Consider the following 16,343-nt stretch of genomic DNA (forward strand, 5'->3'; position numbering starts at 1 on the left):
TACGGTGCGGCGGGGGCCGGTGCGGTCCCGCACGCCCGGTGCCGGTTCCGACGGGGGCGGAGACCGGGGGCGTCGGGGATCGACCCGGTCCCGCGCCACCTGGGCCGGCGCCGGTCGGGACGGATGCGGGGACGGCGGGGATGGGTACGGTCCCGCGCCACCTGGGCCGGCGCCGGTCGGGACGGATGCGGTGACGGCCGGGGACGGTGGTGCGGTCCCCTGTGTCCCGTGCCGCGCCGGCGGGGTCAGCCGTCGAGGGCGGCGCGGCCGCCGCGCAGGCTGAGCCGCAGCCCGTCGTCGGTCACGGCGAGCTTCTGCGGCTTCATGTCCATGGGGAGGCCGGTCAGTTCGACGGTGCGCCGCACCTTGCCGGTGATCCTCGCGGACAGCGCGTCGGGGAGGGGAGCGCCGTCGAACGTCGGCCGGGCGGGCGTGACGCGGACGGTCGTGCCGTCCAGCGACGGGGTGACGGGGACGGTGAGCGCGCCCGTGCGGCCGAGGTGGACGAGGAGCCGTCCGGTTCCCGGGTCGGGGACGACCACCCCGTTCATCCGTCTCAGCTCGTCGCCGCCGAGCCGGTCGGCGCCGACGGTGACGTCCGCGGTGCTCGACCCGACGGTGACCGTCCCCGCGGCCCGCCGTACGTCCCGCAGATGGACGTCGACGCCGAGCCCGGTCATCCGCCGGGCGGTCACCCCGTCGGCCGTGAGCTCGACGTCCGGGAACGCGCCCCGGGACAGCTGCATCAGCACGGGAGTGCCGCCCAGGCCGACGGCGGGGACCGTGCCCAGCCGCTCGGCCGCCGCGGTCGCGAAACGGTCGCCGACCCGGTGCCGGACCACCGCCTCCGCCGTCACCGCTCCACCGCCGAGGGCGAGGACCGTGAGCGCGGCGACTGCCCTGCGGCGTCTCGTGACGGTGCGTCCCGCGGCGGGGTGTCCCGGGCCGCGACGTCCCGGGGTCCGGCATGTCAGGGCGCGCAGAGGCAGCCGCCCAGCAAAAAGTGTCATGACTGACACGATACACAAAGTGTCACGACTGACACTTTGCTGCACGAGGGCCCGGCACCGCGCCCACGGCGTGACAGGATGACCAGGTGAACGACTCGGGCGAGCGCGAACCGGGGCTGCGGGACCGGAAGAAGGCCGCGACGCGGCGGACCCTGCTCCAGACGGCGGCGCGCATGTTCGCCGAACGCGGCTACCAGGAGACGACCGTCAAGGACATCGCCGCGGCGGCCGGCGTCACCGAGCGCACCTTCTTCCGCTACTTCCCCTCCAAGGAGGACCTGGTCTTCGCCGAGGTCCTCGACCTCGTACCCCTGCTGCGACGGGAGATCCCGCGGCGCCCGGCCGGCGAACCGCCGCTCACCGCCGTGCTCAACGGCCTCGTCGAGGCGGCCGGCGCGCTCGACGAGGGCCTGGCCATCCTGTTCGTCGGCACACCGCCGCGCGCCCTGCCCACCGGCGCCCGGCGCACCCACGTGCTCACCGACTTCGAGGACGGCATCGCCGACGCGCTCGTCGTGCGTCTGGCCGAGCAGCACCCCGACGAGCCGGACGACCGGCGCGCGCGAAGGGCCGCGGTGCTGGCCCGCGTGTCGGTCGCCGTCATCCGCAGCGCCCTGCTCGCGCACGTGTCGGAGGACGCCGCGGGGCCCGCACGGCGTTCCGTCGACGACTTCGGCGCCCTGCTCCGGGAGGCGTTCGACGCCGTACGGGAGGCCGTGTGACCCGGGCGCCGGACGGCGGCCGGCCCGGGTGCCCGCCGTTGGCGTACCGCCGCGCCGCAGGGGTGCCGGGCGGCGCCGAGCCCGGCCCCGCCGTCACGCCCGTCCGGTGCGCCTGCGCTGGCGCAGCCACAGCCACAGACCGCCGGCCAGGAACGACGCGACCGCCAGGGCGACCGCCAGCACCGGCCATCTGCTCCCGGCGATACGCAGGTCCGCCACGACGGCCAGGGTGACCAGGGCGAGCGGCGCGAGCAGCGAGACGCACGCGCGCAGTCCCGCGGACAGCACCTCGGGCTCGATACGGGCGATCCGGTGGCGCGGAGCGGGTGCGCTGACCGCGCCGTACTGGGTGAGGGCCCGTTCCATCAGACGGTTGTCGGAACGCCGATAGACGTACGCCAGGTAGGGCAGCCAGACGAGCGGGACCACCAGGCCCACCAGGAAGACCGCGACGACCAGTGTCCAACGCCCCGTCTGGACGGCGATCCTGCGCATCCGCCGTTGGCCCGCGGTGTCGTCGCCGGTCGTGACCAGACCCAGCAGATAGGCCATCCGCACGGTGAGCCGCCACATGGCCGGCCAGCGCCTCAGGCGGGGGAGGGGTTCGGCGCGGGCGATCCCCGCGAGTGCCTCCTGCGCCCGCGGGGTGTCCTCGTACACGCCCTGCAGGGCGAGGAGTTCGGCCACGCGGGCGCTCGTCGTGGGGTCGTGACCGTCGAGCGCGGCCAGCTCCAGAACCGTCCGCCCCTGTCGCAGCAGCGCCGCGCAGAACGCGAAGGGCACCAGCACGAGGAACGGGCCGCCCACCATCGCCCCCTCCGCGACGACCGCGCGATGGCCCCGCGTGATCACCTGAGCCCGCAGTTCCGGGGTGCTCGCCCCGGGGTGGTCGTGGCGCAGCCGGGCCACGGAGTCGGCCGCCGCGTGCCCGTGCCGCGCGACCGCGAAGGCCGCCAGGATCTCCGGCAGCCGGCCCGGGTCGCCGAGTGCCGATACCAGCAGCGACCGTTCGGGCGAGGGCCCGGCGGGCCGGCGGGGCGCGGCGCGGCTCATGGGGCACCACACCGCCGCGGGCCCCGCCCCGGCCGGCGTGAACGGATCGGCGCGTGCCTCGTGCGGTGCGTCGGTTGTGGGGCGCAGCGTCGTCGGCCGGGTGCCCGCCGCGGTACGGCGCCCGGGTGTGCTCGCCCGGTCCGCGTGCCCCGGATGCGGCGGGGCGCACGGCTGTCGCGGAAGGGAAGGGGCGGCTGCGCCATATGTCGTATCTAGCACGAAACACCCGCCTCGGTGTTTCGTACGGGCGCCGGTACGGGCCCGGCGACGCGGTCCGTCGCGCGGGCCGGGCCGCCGTCGTGCACGGGCCCGCCGACGCCGGCGCGGTCGTCACCCGAACGGCCGAACCCGTGTGGCGGAGCGACGGGCCGGGACCGAGGCTCGAACTCGACTCGGTGCCCGCCGCACGGGCGGGCCCGGCCGGCACCGCACGCCGACACCACACAAGGGGTCGCACATGAGCCAGGACGCCTCGCAGCCGTCGGACACTCCGCACGCCACCGGCGCCGCAGCCCCCTCCACCGGTTCCGCCGGGGGCGGCGAAGCGCCCCTCTGGGGAGAGCAGGAACAGCCGGCGCCGGGCGCGGGGGGCACGGGGGCCTCGCACCGGACCCGCGACGCCTGGGCGGCCGGGGGCACCGTCTTCGCGGGTGTCCTCCTGTGCGTGAACGGCGTCCTCCACGTCCTCCAGGGCGTCTCCGCCATCGTCGAGGACACCGTGTACACGCGCGTGAACGGTTACGTGTACCGGATCAACCTCACCGGCTGGGGCTGGATCCTGGTGGTCCTCGGCGCCATCGCGATCGTCGTCGGCTGGGGCATCCTCAAGGACGCCGACTGGGCACGCCTGACCGGCATCCTGCTCGCCTCGCTGAGCATCATCTTCCAGTTCATGTTCCTGCCGTACGCGCCGGTGTGGTCCCTCGTCGTGATCGCCATCGACTGCTTCGTGATCTGGGCCCTCGCCGTCCACAAGCCCGGCGCCAAGACGGGCTGACACGCGGCCGGCGGCGGGCCGGACGGACGGCTTCGTGCCGCACCGGCCCCCGACCCCACGCAAGGAGCATCCATGGCCAGTCCCGAGGACCACGGGGCCGGACGCACGGCGGGCGCGGACGGCGGTAAGGAACTCGCCGACCTGCGGGCCAGGGTCGCGGAGCTGGAGCGCCGGGGCGGCCCCACCGCCCCCCGGCATCGGCTGCGCTCGCTCGTGGCCGGTCTGCTGATCCTCCTCACCTTCGTGCTCACGCCGCTCAGCGCGGTGGCCGCCTGGGCCCGGAGCGAGGTCGCGGACACCGACCGGTACGTGGCGACCATGAAGCCCCTCGCCTCCGACCCGGACGTCCAGGCCGCAGTCGCCGACCGGGTGACCGACGCGGTGATGCAGCACATCGACCTCCAGACACTCCTCGAATCCGTCGCGCCCGAGGACCGGCCGCGGCTGAGCGCCGCCCTGGAGAAACTGAGCGGCCCGCTCACCTCCGGCCTCACCGGCTTCGTGCACAGCACTGCCGAGAAGTTCGTCGACAGCGACGCCTTCGCCACCTTGTGGACGGACCTGAACAGAAGGGCTCACGCCGCCGTCGACAAGGCGCTGACCGGCAGCGGCGGCGGCGCGGTGAAACTCACCGACGACTCCGTGGTCATCGATCTCGCGCCCGTCATCGACCAGGTGAAACAGGTGCTCGTCGACAAGGGCCTGACGGTGGCGTCGAAGATCCCCGAGGTGCACACCGACTTCACGGTCCTGACCTCCGACTCCGTCGGCAAGGCCCAGAAGGGCTACCGGCTGCTGCAACTCGTCGGGTTCTGGCTGCCGGTGCTGACGCTGGTCCTCGCGGCGGCGGCCGTGCTGGCCGCCGTGCGCAGACGCCGGGCCCTCGTCGCGGTCGCCATCGCCGTGGCGCTCGGCGCCGCCGTCCTCGGGGTGGGTCTCTGGATCGGCCGCGCGCTCTATCTCGACGAACTGCCGGCGAAGGTCTCGCAGCCGGCCGCGGGGGCCGTCTACGACGCCCTCGTCCGCTACCTTCGGACCACGGTCCGCATGCTGATCACCCTCGGCGTCGTCGTGGCGCTCGCGGCCTGGCTGACCGGGACCGGCCGGGCCGCGTCCCGGGTGCGCTCCGCCTGGACCTCCGGCATCGGTGCCGTGCGCGAGGCCACGGGCTTCGAGGCGGGATCCGTCGGCACCTGGGTGCACCGGTCGAAACGCTGGCTGAACTGGACCGTGGTCGCCGTCGCGGCCGCCACACTGCTCGCCTGGAGCTACCCCACCGCCGCCGTGACGCTCTGGATCGCGCTCGGCGCCCTGCTGGCCCTGGCCCTGGTCGAGTTCCTCGACGATCCGCCCGAGTCGGGCGGACTGGAACTCGCCGGCTCCGGCTGACCGGGGTCGGGGGCTCGTCGGCTCCGGCTGACCCGGAGGTCTGGGGCTCGTCGGCTCCGGCTGACCGGAAGCCTGGGACTCTCCGGCTGACCGGCGGAGGGCCGAGGGGCAACCCTTCGGATCACTACAGCTAGACGCTGTAGCCGCCGTCGACGCCCAGCGCCTGTCCGGTGATGAATCCCGCGCGGTCGGAGGCGAGGAACACGACCGCCTCGGCGATGTCCGTCGCGGCGCCGAAGCGGCGCAGCGGGATGTTCCGCCGGGTGATCTCCAGCGCGGCTTCGTCGAGCTCGCCGGAGCCGATCAGCCGCGCCGCGTTGCCGTCGGTCAGCATGCCGGGGCCGACGCAGTTCACGCGGACGCCGTACCGACCCTCCTCGGCGGCCAGCGCCCGGGCCACCGCCTCGACGGCCCCCTTCGTGCCGGACGACAACCCGTCGCGCACGGGGAACCGCCGGGTGGCCACGGTGGTGACCGCGACGATGCTGCCCCGGCTCTCCCGCAGCAGCGGCAGCGCGGGATGCACGAGATTGAAGAACGCCCCCGCGTCCGCGTCGAGTTGTGCGCGGTACTGGCTCGGTGTGACCTTGCTCAGATGCACCATGGGCACGTGCGGACCCGCCGCGTACACGAGAGTGTGCAGCCCCCCGGAGGCGGCGGCCTCCGCGACCGCCTGTGCCGTGGCCGCCTCGTCGCTCAGGTCGACGCGCAGTGCCAGCGCGCGGCGCCCCCGCCGACCCACCTCCTCGGCGAGCGCGTCGGCCGCCGCCCGCCGGCCGCGATACGTGAACGCCACGTCGCTGCCCCGCTCGGCCAGCGTCCGTACGACCGCGGCGCCGATGCCGCCCGTACCGCCCGCGACGAAGGCGACGCCCGGCCGCTTCGAGAAGTCCTCCACACTCACGCCCCACAACCCCCGCGTACTCGGCGACGACGACCACCACGACCACCACGACCACACCCGTCCGGCAGCGGCAGGGTGCTGCTCGCATGCAACGGCCCCCGGGCGAACGGGAGTTCCAGGATGCACTGCCGTGCGCCCCGGCGGGTCCGACTCCGGTGATCGGGCATGCGTCGGGTGTCAGGGGCGAGGCGAAGGCGCCGGAGGTCCGACGCATGGACGCCGGTGCTCGACAGGTCATCGGCGCCGTGGAGACCGCCCGCACCCGCGCCAGGACACTCCGGTCCGGCAGGACGAACCTCCCGCCGGGCGGCAGGAGTTCGTAGCGGCCGTGCCTGGGCGCAGACCACGGCGGGACCCGTCGCGACACCCCGGTGGCGGCTCATGCCCTGCCCCTCCGGCAGGATGAAGTGGGGACGCAGGGCCGGGCGCGGCTGTCAGGCCGTCGAGAGGGCAGGGGCGGTCCGGGCGTCAGGCGTTGGAGAGCGACACCTCGGTGGACTTGACGAGCGCCACGACGCGGGCGCCGGAGACCAGGCCGAGTTCGGTGACCGCGTCCCTGGTGATGGCCGAGGTCAGCTCGCCGCCCGCGACGTCGACCTTGACGCGTGCCATGGCCCCGCCGGTGGCGACGTCCGTGATCGTGCCGGGCAGTTGGTTGCGGATGCTGACTCCGTCGACCGGCCCGGTCGCCAGGGACACCTCCGTCGACTTGACGAGGGCGCGCACCGTGGAGCCGGCGGTCAGGCCCAGGTCCTCGACGGCTTCCAGAGTGACCGCCGCGACGATCTCCTGCCCGCCGTCGAGACGGACCTTCACCGTCGCCATCACCTCACCCGCGGTGACGGAGACGACGGTGCCGGGAAGCTGATTGCGGATGCTCAGACTCATGAGGAGGCCTCGATCGCTCTGCTGGGTGCCTGGTTTGCTGGACTATGCGCAGTTTGCCGCAGCGAGTGGGCGTGCGACCGTGTCGCGGACCGTGTCGCTGTTGGGCCGAACGGGTGACCATGCGTAAGAATTGCCCGGTGCAGATACTGAGTGCGAGTCAGGACGGGGTGGACGGGTGAACAGCCACGACGTCACCGACGAACAGTGGGAGGGGCTCGCCCAGGTCGTTCCGCTGCGGGGCAGGGACGCATGGCCGTCGGCCGTCGGCCACCGGGCGATCCCCGACGCCCCGACCGAGGCCCGGCGCCGTTTCGTGGTGCTGCGGGTCAATGTCTTCGCGGACGCCCGCGAGGTCGCCGAGACACTGATGGCGGGCATTCCGGTGCTCCTGGACCTGACCGGCGCGGAGACCGATGTCGCCAAGCGGGTGCTGGACTTCAGCACGGGCGTGGTCTTCGGACTCGCGAGCAGCATGCACCGGGTCGACCGGAACGTGTTCCTGCTGACACCGCCGGGGACCGAGGTGCGCGGGCTGATGGAGGGGGCCGGGGTTCCCGGCGTCTGAAGGGGAGTCGGGCGAGTCCGGTACGGAGCCCCCCGGGGGGTGTGCGGGGTCCGGTACGCAGTCCGGGGGTGCGCGGGGTTCGATCCAGGGCCCGTGGCCCCGGGGCCGGGGCGAACCGGGCCCTGAGCCGGTCGCGGTGTGCGCGGCAGGCCGCGGCGCGCTCCCCCGATCGTGGGAAGGTCTCCGGGCCGGAACGGTTCGCCGCCCGGCGGAGGCCTACGGTCCGGATATGACCGTGTCATCCCCGGAGGCCGTCGCGACGGCGCGCACGCGCCCCGACCGCCCGGGCATCACCGAACTGCGGCTCGCCGCCTTCGCCGTCCACCGCCGGGTCCGGTTCCCGTTGGGACCGCTCACCCTCGTCACCGGTCCGAGCGGCAGCGGCAAGACCGTCGCCCTGCGGGCGTACGAGGCGCTGGCGCGGCTCGGCGGCGGCGCCGGACTGCCCGAGGTGTTCCCCGATCCGGTCACCTGCGTGCCCGAGACGGCCCGGCCGGACGCCCAGCGGCGACGCGGCTTCCGCATCGGCTGCACGGTGGACGGCCCCGAGGGCCCGGTGCGGCTCGACGTCGCCGTACAGGCCGAGCCCGAACTGCGCATCGTGGGCGAGCGGTTGACGGCGGGCGGACGGATCCTGCTGGAGACGGCCCTGCGCGACCCCGGTCGCCGGTCCGTCCAGGCGGCCTGGCACACGGGAGGGTCGTCCGTGGTGACCAGGGGACCGCTCCCGGACGACTGCCTCGGCACCGCGCTGCTGCCGTTGCGCGTAGCGGGCCGCACGGACGGCGAACGCCAAGTCCTCGCCGCCGCCGAACAGATGGTGCTCGCCCTGCGGTCCGTCTACGCCTGCTCCCCGAGCCCCCGGCGCATGCGCGCGCCCGCACCGGTCGGCCCGGGACGGCTCCTGGGCGGCTGCGACAACCTCGCCGAGGTGCTGTGGCGCACGCGTTCGGAGTGCGCCCACCGCTACGCGCACCTGGTGGCGGCGGTACGGGCCGGATGCTCGGGCCCGGTCGCCGACGTGTCGGCCGAACCGCTCGGCGACGGCACCGTCCGCGGACTCCTCGACCGCGGCGACGGCGTGCGCACACCGCTCGGACTGCTCGGCGACGGCGAACTGCGGTACCTCGCGCTCGCCCTGGTGCTGCTCACCGGGCCCGGCGTGCTGGAGGTCGACCAGGCGGGCGAGGTCCCGCAGGCGCTCCAGTCGCTCACGGTCCTGGCCGACGGCTTCGACCACTGCCTGGACGCCCGGCAGACGCAGGAACTGGTGCGGCTGGCGGTGCGGATGTGCGAGCGCGGCCACATCCGGCTGCTCGGCGCCGTGAGCGACGCCTCCTGGGCCCGCGGGCTGCCCGGCGTCTCGGTGGTAGACCTGCGGTCGTGACGAGAACGTACGCACCGAAGGCGGGACTCTGGCCGTGACGGACGACCTGAACGTGGCGAAGCTCCAGCGCAGACTGGCCGAGTTCGCGGCCGCCCGGAACTGGGAGCCCTACCACACCCCCAAGAACCTGGTGGCCGCACTGAGCGTGGAGGCCTCCGAGCTGGTCGAGATCTTCCAGTGGCTGACCCCGGAGGAGTCGGCCCGGGTGATGGACGACGCGGACAGCGCGCACCGTGTCACCGACGAGGTCGCCGACGTCCTCGCGTATCTGCTCCAGCTGTGCGAGGTCCTCGGCATCGACCCGCTCGCCGCCCTCGACGCCAAGATCGACCGCAACGAGCGGAGGTTCCCGGCGCCGGGGGAGAGGTGACGGCATCGGCCGGAAAGCGACGTCGTCACTCTATGAAGTCATGGAGTCGGCTTCAATCAATTCCGTGTCCGCAGATTTCGGGCTTCCTCTGGCTTTTCGTCCCACAGACCCTCACTCTGGGTAGTGAACAACGGAGTTCGGGCGGACGTGCGAAAAGCGCGTCGGGACAGACGGGGGCAGCGCATGGACGCGGTGCGGCTCATCGTGACGAGCAGGCGTGCCCTGGCGGAGAGCGGCGACACCCCGGAGGTGATGACGGAGGCGTGGCAGGCACACGCCCTGGCTCAGGCGATAGGCAGCCGCTTCGCCGTGTCGGGGCCTCCGGAACTACGGGGTGAGGCCCTGGGGTTGACGGAACTGGCGGGCCGGGGCTGCGGGGTCCTCGGCGCGCCCGCCCTCGACCTCGGGGCACTGCGCGCCGCCCAGCTCTCCGAGCTGGGGGACGCCCGGGAGTCGTTGCTGTGCCTGGGGGCCCTCCTCGGCGAGGTCGGCATCGCCCTCGTCACCGTCGCCTGCGCGGCGGACGACGAGGGCACGTACTGGCAGTGCATGGAGGCCATCGACGCGGCCGACGAGTCACGGGACCGCGTCCTGGAGATGCTGCGACGGCTGGCGGTCAGGGACCAGAAGGCCGTGGTGGAGCGGGATCGGGCCGCCGGGTAGGGGCCGCTCACGCCCCACCGCCGTGCCGCGGCGGGGCGACACCCCCGCGGTGGTGTCACGCGCGGTCCGGCCCGTCCACCGGCACGGGCCGCCGTCGTGCGCGGAGTTGACGGACATCACCCCGTAGAGAATGCCGACGTCGGCCGGTGCAGCGGGAGTCGGCCACGGCCCTCGGCGCCGCGAGCTACACCAGCCGGGGCATCACCTCGGAGGCGATCAGCTCCAGGTGGTCCAGGTCGTCGAGATCCAGCATCTGGAGGTACATGCGCTGCGAACCCACCGCCTGGTACCGGGCGATCTTCTCGACCACCTCCGCGGGAGAGCCCGCGAGCCCGTTCGCCTTCAACTCGTCGACATCGCGCCCGATGGCGTCCGCGCGGCGCTTCACCTCCGCGTCCGTCCGCCCGACACACGCCACCAGGGCGTTGGAGTACACCAGATCGTCGCCCTTGCGCCCGGCCTGCTCGGCCGCCGTGCGCACCCGGGCGAACTGCTGCTCCGTGTCCGCGACGGAAGCGAAGGGGATGTTGAACTCGTCGGCGTAGCGCGCCGCGAGGGCCGGAGTGCGCCTCGCCCCGTGACCGCCGACGAGGACGGGCACCTTCGACTGCGCGGGCTTCGGCAGCGCGGGCGAGTCCTTGAGCTGGTAGTACCTGCCGTCGAAGGAGAAGCGCTCACCGACGGGCGTGGTCCACAGCCCCGTGACGATCGCGAGCTGTTCCTCCAGCCGGCCGAACTTCTCCTTGGGGAACGGAATGCCGTACGCGTCGTGTTCGGCCTCGTACCAGCCGGCCCCGAGACCGAGCTCCACGCGCCCGCCCGACATCTGGTCGACCTGGGCGACCTGGATGGCCAGGACTCCCGGAAGGCGGAAGGTGCCCGCGGTCATCAGCGTGCCGAGCCGGATCCGGCTCGTCTCACGGGCGATACCGGCCAGCGTGATCCAGGCATCGGTGGGGCCGGGAAGCCCGTCGACGGAACCCATGTGCAAATAGTGATCGGAACGGAAGAAAGCGTCGTAGCGCAGGTCCTCGGCGGCCTTGGCGACACGGAGCAGCGTCTCGTAGGTCGCGCCTTGCTGCGGTTCTGTGAAGACTCGAAGATCCATACACCCATCATGCACCGGTCACAACAACCGCCCCGCCGCGAACCGCTGGCACCTGGTTCACAGTCGTGAAGGAGTCCGCGCGCGGGCGCAGGCAGCGGGTCCGGGGAAAATCCCGAGTCTGCCCAGGATGTTCACTGTACGTTGTCAGGGCGCGCCGAAATGCGTCGCATCCGACCACGTTTTTGCAGCTCAGAAGCTGCTTTAAGGCAGAGCCCCGTGTTCCTGACGATCAGTACCACCGGTACCCCAGAACGCCCCGCCACCGACCTCGGCTTCCTGCTGCACAAGCATCCCGACAAGGCGCAGGCGTTCTCGACGTCCTACGGCACAGCGCACGTCCTGTATCCACAGGCGTCCGAAGAGCGGTGCACCGCCGCGCTGCTGCTGGAGGTCGACGCGGTGGCACTGGTCCGGCGGGGCAAGGGCAAGGGGCGCGGCGGCGCGCCCGACGCCGCACTCGCTCAGTACGTCAACGACCGCCCGTACGCTGCCTCTTCGCTGCTCGCCGTGGCACTGAGCAGCGTGTTCTCCAGCGCGATGAAGGGCCAGTGCGCCGCCAGACCGGAGCTGCCCGCACGACCGCTGCCCCTCCGGATCGAGGTGCCCGCACTGCCCGCGCGCGGCGGTGCCGAACTCGTACGCAAGCTCTTCGAGCCGCTGGGATGGACGGTGACGGTCGAAGCCGTCGCCCTCGACGACCACTTCCCCGAGTGGGGCGACTCGCGCTATGTGCGCCTGGTGCTGGAGGCGGCGGACCGCACGCTCGCCGAGGCCCTGCGCCACCTCTACGTCCTGCTCCCCGTGCTCGACGACGCGAAGCACTACTGGGTGGCGTCCGACGAGGTCGACAAGCTGCTGCGGGCCGGCGAGGGCTGGCTGCCGGACCACCCCGAGCAGAAGCTGATCACCAGCCGCTACCTCGCGCGCCGCTGGTCGCTGACCCGGCAGGCCAACGAGCGTCTCGAACTCGTCCGCCTCGCCGAGGCCGACGACACCGACGTCGCGGAGATCGACAACGCCGTCGACGAGGAGAGCGACACGGAGGAGAAGCCGGTGCCGCTCGCCGTGCAGCGGAGGGACGCGATCCTCGCCGCCCTCGGCGCCGCCGGCGCCGCACGGGTCCTCGACCTCGGCTGCGGGCAGGGGCAGTTGGTGCAGGCACTGCTCAAGGACGTGCGGTACACCGAGATCGTCGGTGTCGACGTGTCGATGCGCGCCCTCACCATCGCGTCGCGACGGCTCAAGCTGGACCGCATGGGCGAGCGTCAGTCCTCGCGCGTCAAGCTCCTGCAGGGCTCGCTCGCCTACACCGACCGCCGTCTCAAGGGGTACGACGCCGCCGTGCTCAGCGAGGTCGTCGAGCACGTCGACCTGCCGCGGCTGCCCGCCCTGGAGTACGCGGTGTTCGGATCCGCGCGCCCGAGGACCGTCCTCGTGACGACACCGAACGTCGAGTACAACGTCCGCTGGGAGACGCTTCCCGCGGGCCACTCCCGGCACGGCGACCACCGCTTCGAGTGGACGCGCGAGGAGTTCCGCACCTGGGCCCGTGGGGTCGCCGAACGGCACGGCTACTCGGTGGAGTTCACCCCCGTCGGACCGGAGGACCCCGAGGTGGGGCCGCCGACCCAGATGGCCGTCTTCGCACTGACCACAACCGCCCCGTCCCCGAAGGAGGAGAAGGCCGCATGACGCACGACGACACCACCACCCCCGGGCGGGTCCTGCCTGTCACCGACCTCTCCCTCGTCGTGCTGATCGGCGCTTCGGGATCGGGCAAGTCGACCTTCGCCCGCAAGCACTTCAAGCCCACCGAGGTCATCTCCAGCGACTTCTGCCGCGGCCTCGTCGCCGACGACGAGAACGACCAGAGCGCGAGCGGCGACGCCTTCGACGTGCTGCACTACATCGCGGGCAAGCGCCTCGCGGCGGGCCGCCGGACCGTCGTCGACGCCACCAGCGTCCAGCAGGAGAGCCGCCGCCAGCTCGTCGAGCTCGCCAGGAAGCACGACGTGCTGCCCATCGCGATCGTGCTCGACGTGCCCGAGGATGTCTGCGCCGCGCGCAACGCGGCTCGCACCGACCGCGCCGAGATGCCGCGCCGCGTCATCCAGCGCCACATCCGCGAACTCCGCCGCTCGCTGCGCCACCTGGAGCGGGAGGGCTTCCGGAAGGTCCACGTCCTGCGCGGCGTGGAGGAGGCCGAGGGCGCCGAGGTCCGCACCGAGAAGCGGTTCAACGACCTGACTCACCTCACCGGCCCCTTCGACATCATCGGCGACATCCACGGATGCGCCTCGGAACTGGAGAGCCTGCTCGGCACGCTGGGATACGTCGACGGCGTCCACCCGGCGGGCCGCACGGCCGTCTTCGTCGGCGACCTCGTCGACCGGGGACCCGACACCCCGGGCGTGCTGCGCCGCGTGATGTCCATGGTGGGCTCGGGCAACGCCCTGTGCGTGCCCGGCAACCACGAGAACAAGCTCGGCCGCCACCTCAGGGGCCGCAAGGTCCAGCACACCCACGGGCTCGCCGAGACCATCGAGCAGCTGGCGGGGGAGAGCGACGAATTCGTCGTGGGCGTACGGGCGTTCCTCGACGGGCTGGTCAGCCACTACGTCCTCGACGGCGGGCGGCTCGTGGTCTGCCACGCGGGCCTGCCCGAGAAGTACCACGGCCGTACCTCGGGCCGGGTGCGCTCGCACGCGCTGTACGGCGACACGACCGGCGAGACCGACGAGTTCGGGCTGCCGGTGCGCTACCCGTGGGCGGAGGACTACCGGGGCCGCGCGGCCGTCGTGTACGGCCACACCCCGGTGCCCACGGCGACCTGGCTGAACAACACCATCTGCCTGGACACGGGAGCGGTCTTCGGCGGCAAGCTCACCGCGCTGCGCTGGCCGGAGCGCGAGCTCGTCGACGTACCGGCCGAGCGGGTCTGGTACGAGCCGGCCAAGCCGCTCGCCACCGAGGCGCCCGGCGGGCACGAGGGACGCCCGCTGGACCTGGCGGACGTGCACGGCCGCCGGGTCGTCGAGACCCGGCACGGCGGACGGGTGTCGGTCCGCGAGGAGAACGCGGCGGCGGCGCTGGAGGTCATGAGCCGTTTCGCGGTCGACCCGCGACTGCTGCCGTACCTGCCGCCGACGATGGCGCCGACCGCGACCTCGCACGTCGAGGGCTACCTGGAACACCCCGCCGAGGCCTTCGCGCAGTACCGGGACGACGGGGTCCCCCGGGTCGTGTGCGAGGAGAAGCACATGGGGTCGCGCGCGGTGGCCCTGGTCTGCCGGGACGCGGCGGCGGCACACGAGCGGTTCGGTGTCCCGGGTCCGTCCGGTGCGGGCACGACCGGTCCCACGGGGTCGCTGTACACCCGTACCGGCCGTCCCTTCTTCGCCGACGACGCCGTCACCGAGGAGATCCTCGGACGGGTGCGGGCCGCCGCGACGGAGGCGGGGCTGTGGGAGGAGCTGGAGACCGACTGGCTGCTGCTCGACGCCGAGCTGATGCCGTGGTCGCTGAAGGCGTCCGGGCTGCTGCGCAGCCAGTACGCCGCGGTCGGCGCCGCGTCCGGCGCCGTGTTCCCGGGGGCGCTGGCCGCGCTCGAAGGGGCGGCGGAGCGTGGTGTCGACGTGGCGGACCTGCTGGGCCGCCAGCGCGAACGTGCCGCGGACGCCGAGGCGTTCACGGACGCCTACCGGCGGTACTGCTGGACGACGGAGGGCCTGGAGGGCGTCAGGCTGGCGCCGTTCCAGATCCTCGCGGTGCAGGGCCGCAGCCTCGCCGGGCTGCCGCACGACGAGCAGCTCGCGCTCATCGACCGCCTCGTGGAGAACGACGGGAGCGGGCTGCTGCAGACCACCCGGCGGCTCTTCGTCGACACCGGTGACCCCGAGTCGGTGCAGGCGGGCGTCGACTGGTGGCTGGAGATGACGGGCCGCGGCGGCGAGGGCATGGTCGTCAAGCCGGTCGGCGCGGTGGCGCGCAGCGAGCAGGGCCGGCTCGTGCAGCCGGGCATCAAGTGCCGTGGACGTGAGTACCTCCGGATCATCTACGGCCCGGAGTACACCCGTCCCGAGAACCTCGCCCGGCTGCGCGGCCGCTTCCTCAACCACAAGCGGTCGCTGGCGATCCGCGAGTACGCGCTGGGGCTGGAGGCCCTGGACCGGCTCGCGGACGGCGAGCCGCTGTGGCGGGTCCACGAGGCGGTGTTCGGAGTCCTGGCCCTGGAGTCCGAACCGGTGGACCCCCGTCTGTGACGGGTACGCACCCGACTCAGGGGGCCGGGGCCTCGGCCCCGGCCCCCTGAACACGCTCCCGTCCCCGCCGGCCGCACTCCGTGCGCGGGCGGCCGGGGCGGGCCCGGGCGCCGGAACCATGTCGTGACGGCCCGGCGTCTCCCAAGTGATCAACCGGAGGAGTGCGCGCAGTGCGGATCTACATCAGTGCCGACATGGAGGGCATCACGGGACTCGTCGACGCCGACGACGTCCAGCCGGCCGGGCGGGACTACGAGCGGGGCCGGCTGATGATGGCGGAGGACGTCAACGCAGCCGTCCGCGGCGCCCTCGCCGCCGGTGCCACCGACATCGTCGTCAACGACGCGCACGGCCCGATGCGCAACCTGCTCCCCGAGGCCCTGCACCCGGCGGTCCGCCTCGTCCGCGGCAAGCCCAAGCAGATGGGCATGCTCGAAGGCCTCACCCCCGGACACCACGCCATGATCGGAGTCGGGTACCACTCCCGGGCCGGAGTGCTCGGCGTACTCAGCCACAGCTTCATGGGGCACGAGATCGAGGACATGTGGCTGGACGGGCGTCCGGTCGGCGAGATCGGGCTGGCCCACGCCACCGCCGCGGCGATCGGCGTCCCCCTGGTGGCGCTCACCGGCGACGACACCGCCTGCGAGGAGGCGACCGCGTGGGACGACTCCGTCACCACCGTCGCGGTGAAGTACGCGCGGGACCGTTTCGCGGCCCGGCTGCGCCCGGTGGACGAGGCGCGCGAGGCCATCGAGAAGGCCGTCACCACCGCTCTGTCGGCCCACGCCGTACGGGCCGAGCCGACGCCCCCGTCGGGACCGCGGGCTCCCCGTGAGCTCACCGTGCGCTGGCAGTCGGCCTCCGTGGCCGCCACGCTCCAGGGCATCCCCGGCGTCACGGCCACGGACAGCCGGACCGTCCGGGCGGAGGGCCGACTTCCCTCCCTGTACCGGCTGTTCGGTGTGTGGATGCGGGTGGCGGCGTCCCTGACCAACCAGCCGCCGTACTGCTGACGGGGCGTC

Annotated in this window: 15 protein-coding genes; 10 read left to right on the forward strand and 5 right to left on the reverse strand. The window is 73.3% G+C overall.

The annotated features are described in order from the left end of the window. Window positions 1–245: 245 nt before the first annotated feature. Window positions 246–1,010, reverse strand: a complete 765-nt coding sequence (locus ACZ4IF_RS12575) for an LmeA family phospholipid-binding protein (protein WP_467562017.1) — start codon at window positions 1,008–1,010, stop codon at window positions 246–248. Between the two features lie 86 nt (window positions 1,011–1,096). Here ACZ4IF_RS12575 and ACZ4IF_RS12580 point away from each other — a divergent pair, with 86 nt between their 5' ends. Beyond that, entirely contained in the window at window positions 1,097–1,732 is a 636-nt protein-coding gene (locus tag ACZ4IF_RS12580) for a TetR family transcriptional regulator (protein WP_467562019.1), read from the forward strand. A 93-nt stretch (window positions 1,733–1,825) separates the two neighbouring features. Here the strand turns inward: ACZ4IF_RS12580 and ACZ4IF_RS12585 are convergent, their stop codons facing one another. Continuing rightward, window positions 1,826–2,785: a hypothetical protein gene (locus ACZ4IF_RS12585; protein ID WP_467562021.1), complete on the reverse strand. Its 960-nt coding sequence runs from the start codon at window positions 2,783–2,785 to the stop codon at window positions 1,826–1,828. Between the two features lie 457 nt (window positions 2,786–3,242). On the opposite strand from ACZ4IF_RS12585, the gene ACZ4IF_RS12590 reads away from it, so the two are divergent. Both ACZ4IF_RS12590 and ACZ4IF_RS12595 read left to right on the forward strand, forming a co-directional pair. Next, entirely contained in the window at window positions 3,243–3,782 is a 540-nt protein-coding gene (locus ACZ4IF_RS12590; protein WP_467562023.1) for a DUF7144 family membrane protein, read from the forward strand. A gap of 72 nt (window positions 3,783–3,854) precedes the next feature. Next, a complete protein-coding gene (locus ACZ4IF_RS12595; protein WP_467562025.1) occupies window positions 3,855–5,171 on the forward strand; it encodes a hypothetical protein in 1,317 nt (438 codons plus the stop codon). A 130-nt stretch (window positions 5,172–5,301) separates the two neighbouring features. On the opposite strand, the gene ACZ4IF_RS12600 is transcribed toward ACZ4IF_RS12595, so the two are convergent. Further along, a complete protein-coding gene (locus ACZ4IF_RS12600) occupies window positions 5,302–6,069 on the reverse strand; it encodes an SDR family NAD(P)-dependent oxidoreductase (protein ID WP_359493168.1) in 768 nt (255 codons plus the stop codon). Window positions 6,070–6,543: 474 nt separating this feature from the next. Beyond that, window positions 6,544–6,963 carry a TOBE domain-containing protein gene (locus ACZ4IF_RS12605; protein WP_467562026.1) on the reverse strand — a complete coding sequence of 140 codons (420 nt, stop codon included), beginning with the start codon at window positions 6,961–6,963 and terminating at the stop codon, window positions 6,544–6,546. 175 nt (window positions 6,964–7,138) lie between these two features. Between ACZ4IF_RS12605 and ACZ4IF_RS12610 the strand changes: the two genes are divergently transcribed. The 4 genes from ACZ4IF_RS12610 to ACZ4IF_RS12625 all read left to right on the forward strand — a co-directional run bounded on the left by ACZ4IF_RS12610 (window position 7,139) and on the right by ACZ4IF_RS12625 (window position 9,948). Then, a complete protein-coding gene (locus tag ACZ4IF_RS12610) occupies window positions 7,139–7,528 on the forward strand; it encodes a cell division protein SepF (RefSeq protein ID WP_345656029.1) in 390 nt (129 codons plus the stop codon). 229 nt (window positions 7,529–7,757) lie between these two features. Continuing rightward, the gene (locus ACZ4IF_RS12615; RefSeq protein WP_467562027.1) at window positions 7,758–8,915 is read left to right on the forward strand and encodes an AAA family ATPase; all 1,158 of its coding nucleotides are present in this window, start codon (window positions 7,758–7,760) and stop codon (window positions 8,913–8,915) included. Between the two features lie 34 nt (window positions 8,916–8,949). Next, on the forward strand, window positions 8,950–9,285 hold the full coding sequence (locus tag ACZ4IF_RS12620; protein WP_467562028.1) for a nucleotide pyrophosphohydrolase: 336 nt from the start codon (window positions 8,950–8,952) through the stop codon (window positions 9,283–9,285). 183 nt (window positions 9,286–9,468) lie between these two features. After that, window positions 9,469–9,948, forward strand: a complete 480-nt coding sequence (locus tag ACZ4IF_RS12625) for a DUF6099 family protein (protein WP_028802231.1) — start codon at window positions 9,469–9,471, stop codon at window positions 9,946–9,948. Window positions 9,949–10,132: 184 nt separating this feature from the next. On the opposite strand, the gene ACZ4IF_RS12630 is transcribed toward ACZ4IF_RS12625, so the two are convergent. Continuing rightward, window positions 10,133–11,056, reverse strand: coding sequence for an LLM class F420-dependent oxidoreductase (locus ACZ4IF_RS12630; protein ID WP_467562031.1), 924 nt, complete (start codon window positions 11,054–11,056; stop codon window positions 10,133–10,135). 216 nt (window positions 11,057–11,272) lie between these two features. Between ACZ4IF_RS12630 and ACZ4IF_RS12635 the strand changes: the two genes are divergently transcribed. The 3 genes from ACZ4IF_RS12635 to ACZ4IF_RS12645 all read left to right on the forward strand — a co-directional run bounded on the left by ACZ4IF_RS12635 (window position 11,273) and on the right by ACZ4IF_RS12645 (window position 16,334). Next, complete coding sequence (locus ACZ4IF_RS12635; RefSeq protein WP_467562033.1) at window positions 11,273–12,748, forward strand: 3' terminal RNA ribose 2'-O-methyltransferase Hen1; 1,476 nt, start codon at window positions 11,273–11,275, stop codon at window positions 12,746–12,748. After that, complete coding sequence (locus ACZ4IF_RS12640; protein WP_467562035.1) at window positions 12,745–15,318, forward strand: polynucleotide kinase-phosphatase; 2,574 nt, start codon at window positions 12,745–12,747, stop codon at window positions 15,316–15,318. Before ACZ4IF_RS12635 ends, ACZ4IF_RS12640 begins: the two co-directional genes overlap by 4 nt. A gap of 170 nt (window positions 15,319–15,488) precedes the next feature. Then, window positions 15,489–16,334, forward strand: a complete 846-nt coding sequence (locus ACZ4IF_RS12645; protein ID WP_467562037.1) for a M55 family metallopeptidase — start codon at window positions 15,489–15,491, stop codon at window positions 16,332–16,334. Window positions 16,335–16,343 lie beyond the last annotated feature (9 nt).

The organism is Streptomyces sp. NPDC025784 (assembly GCF_055558435.1).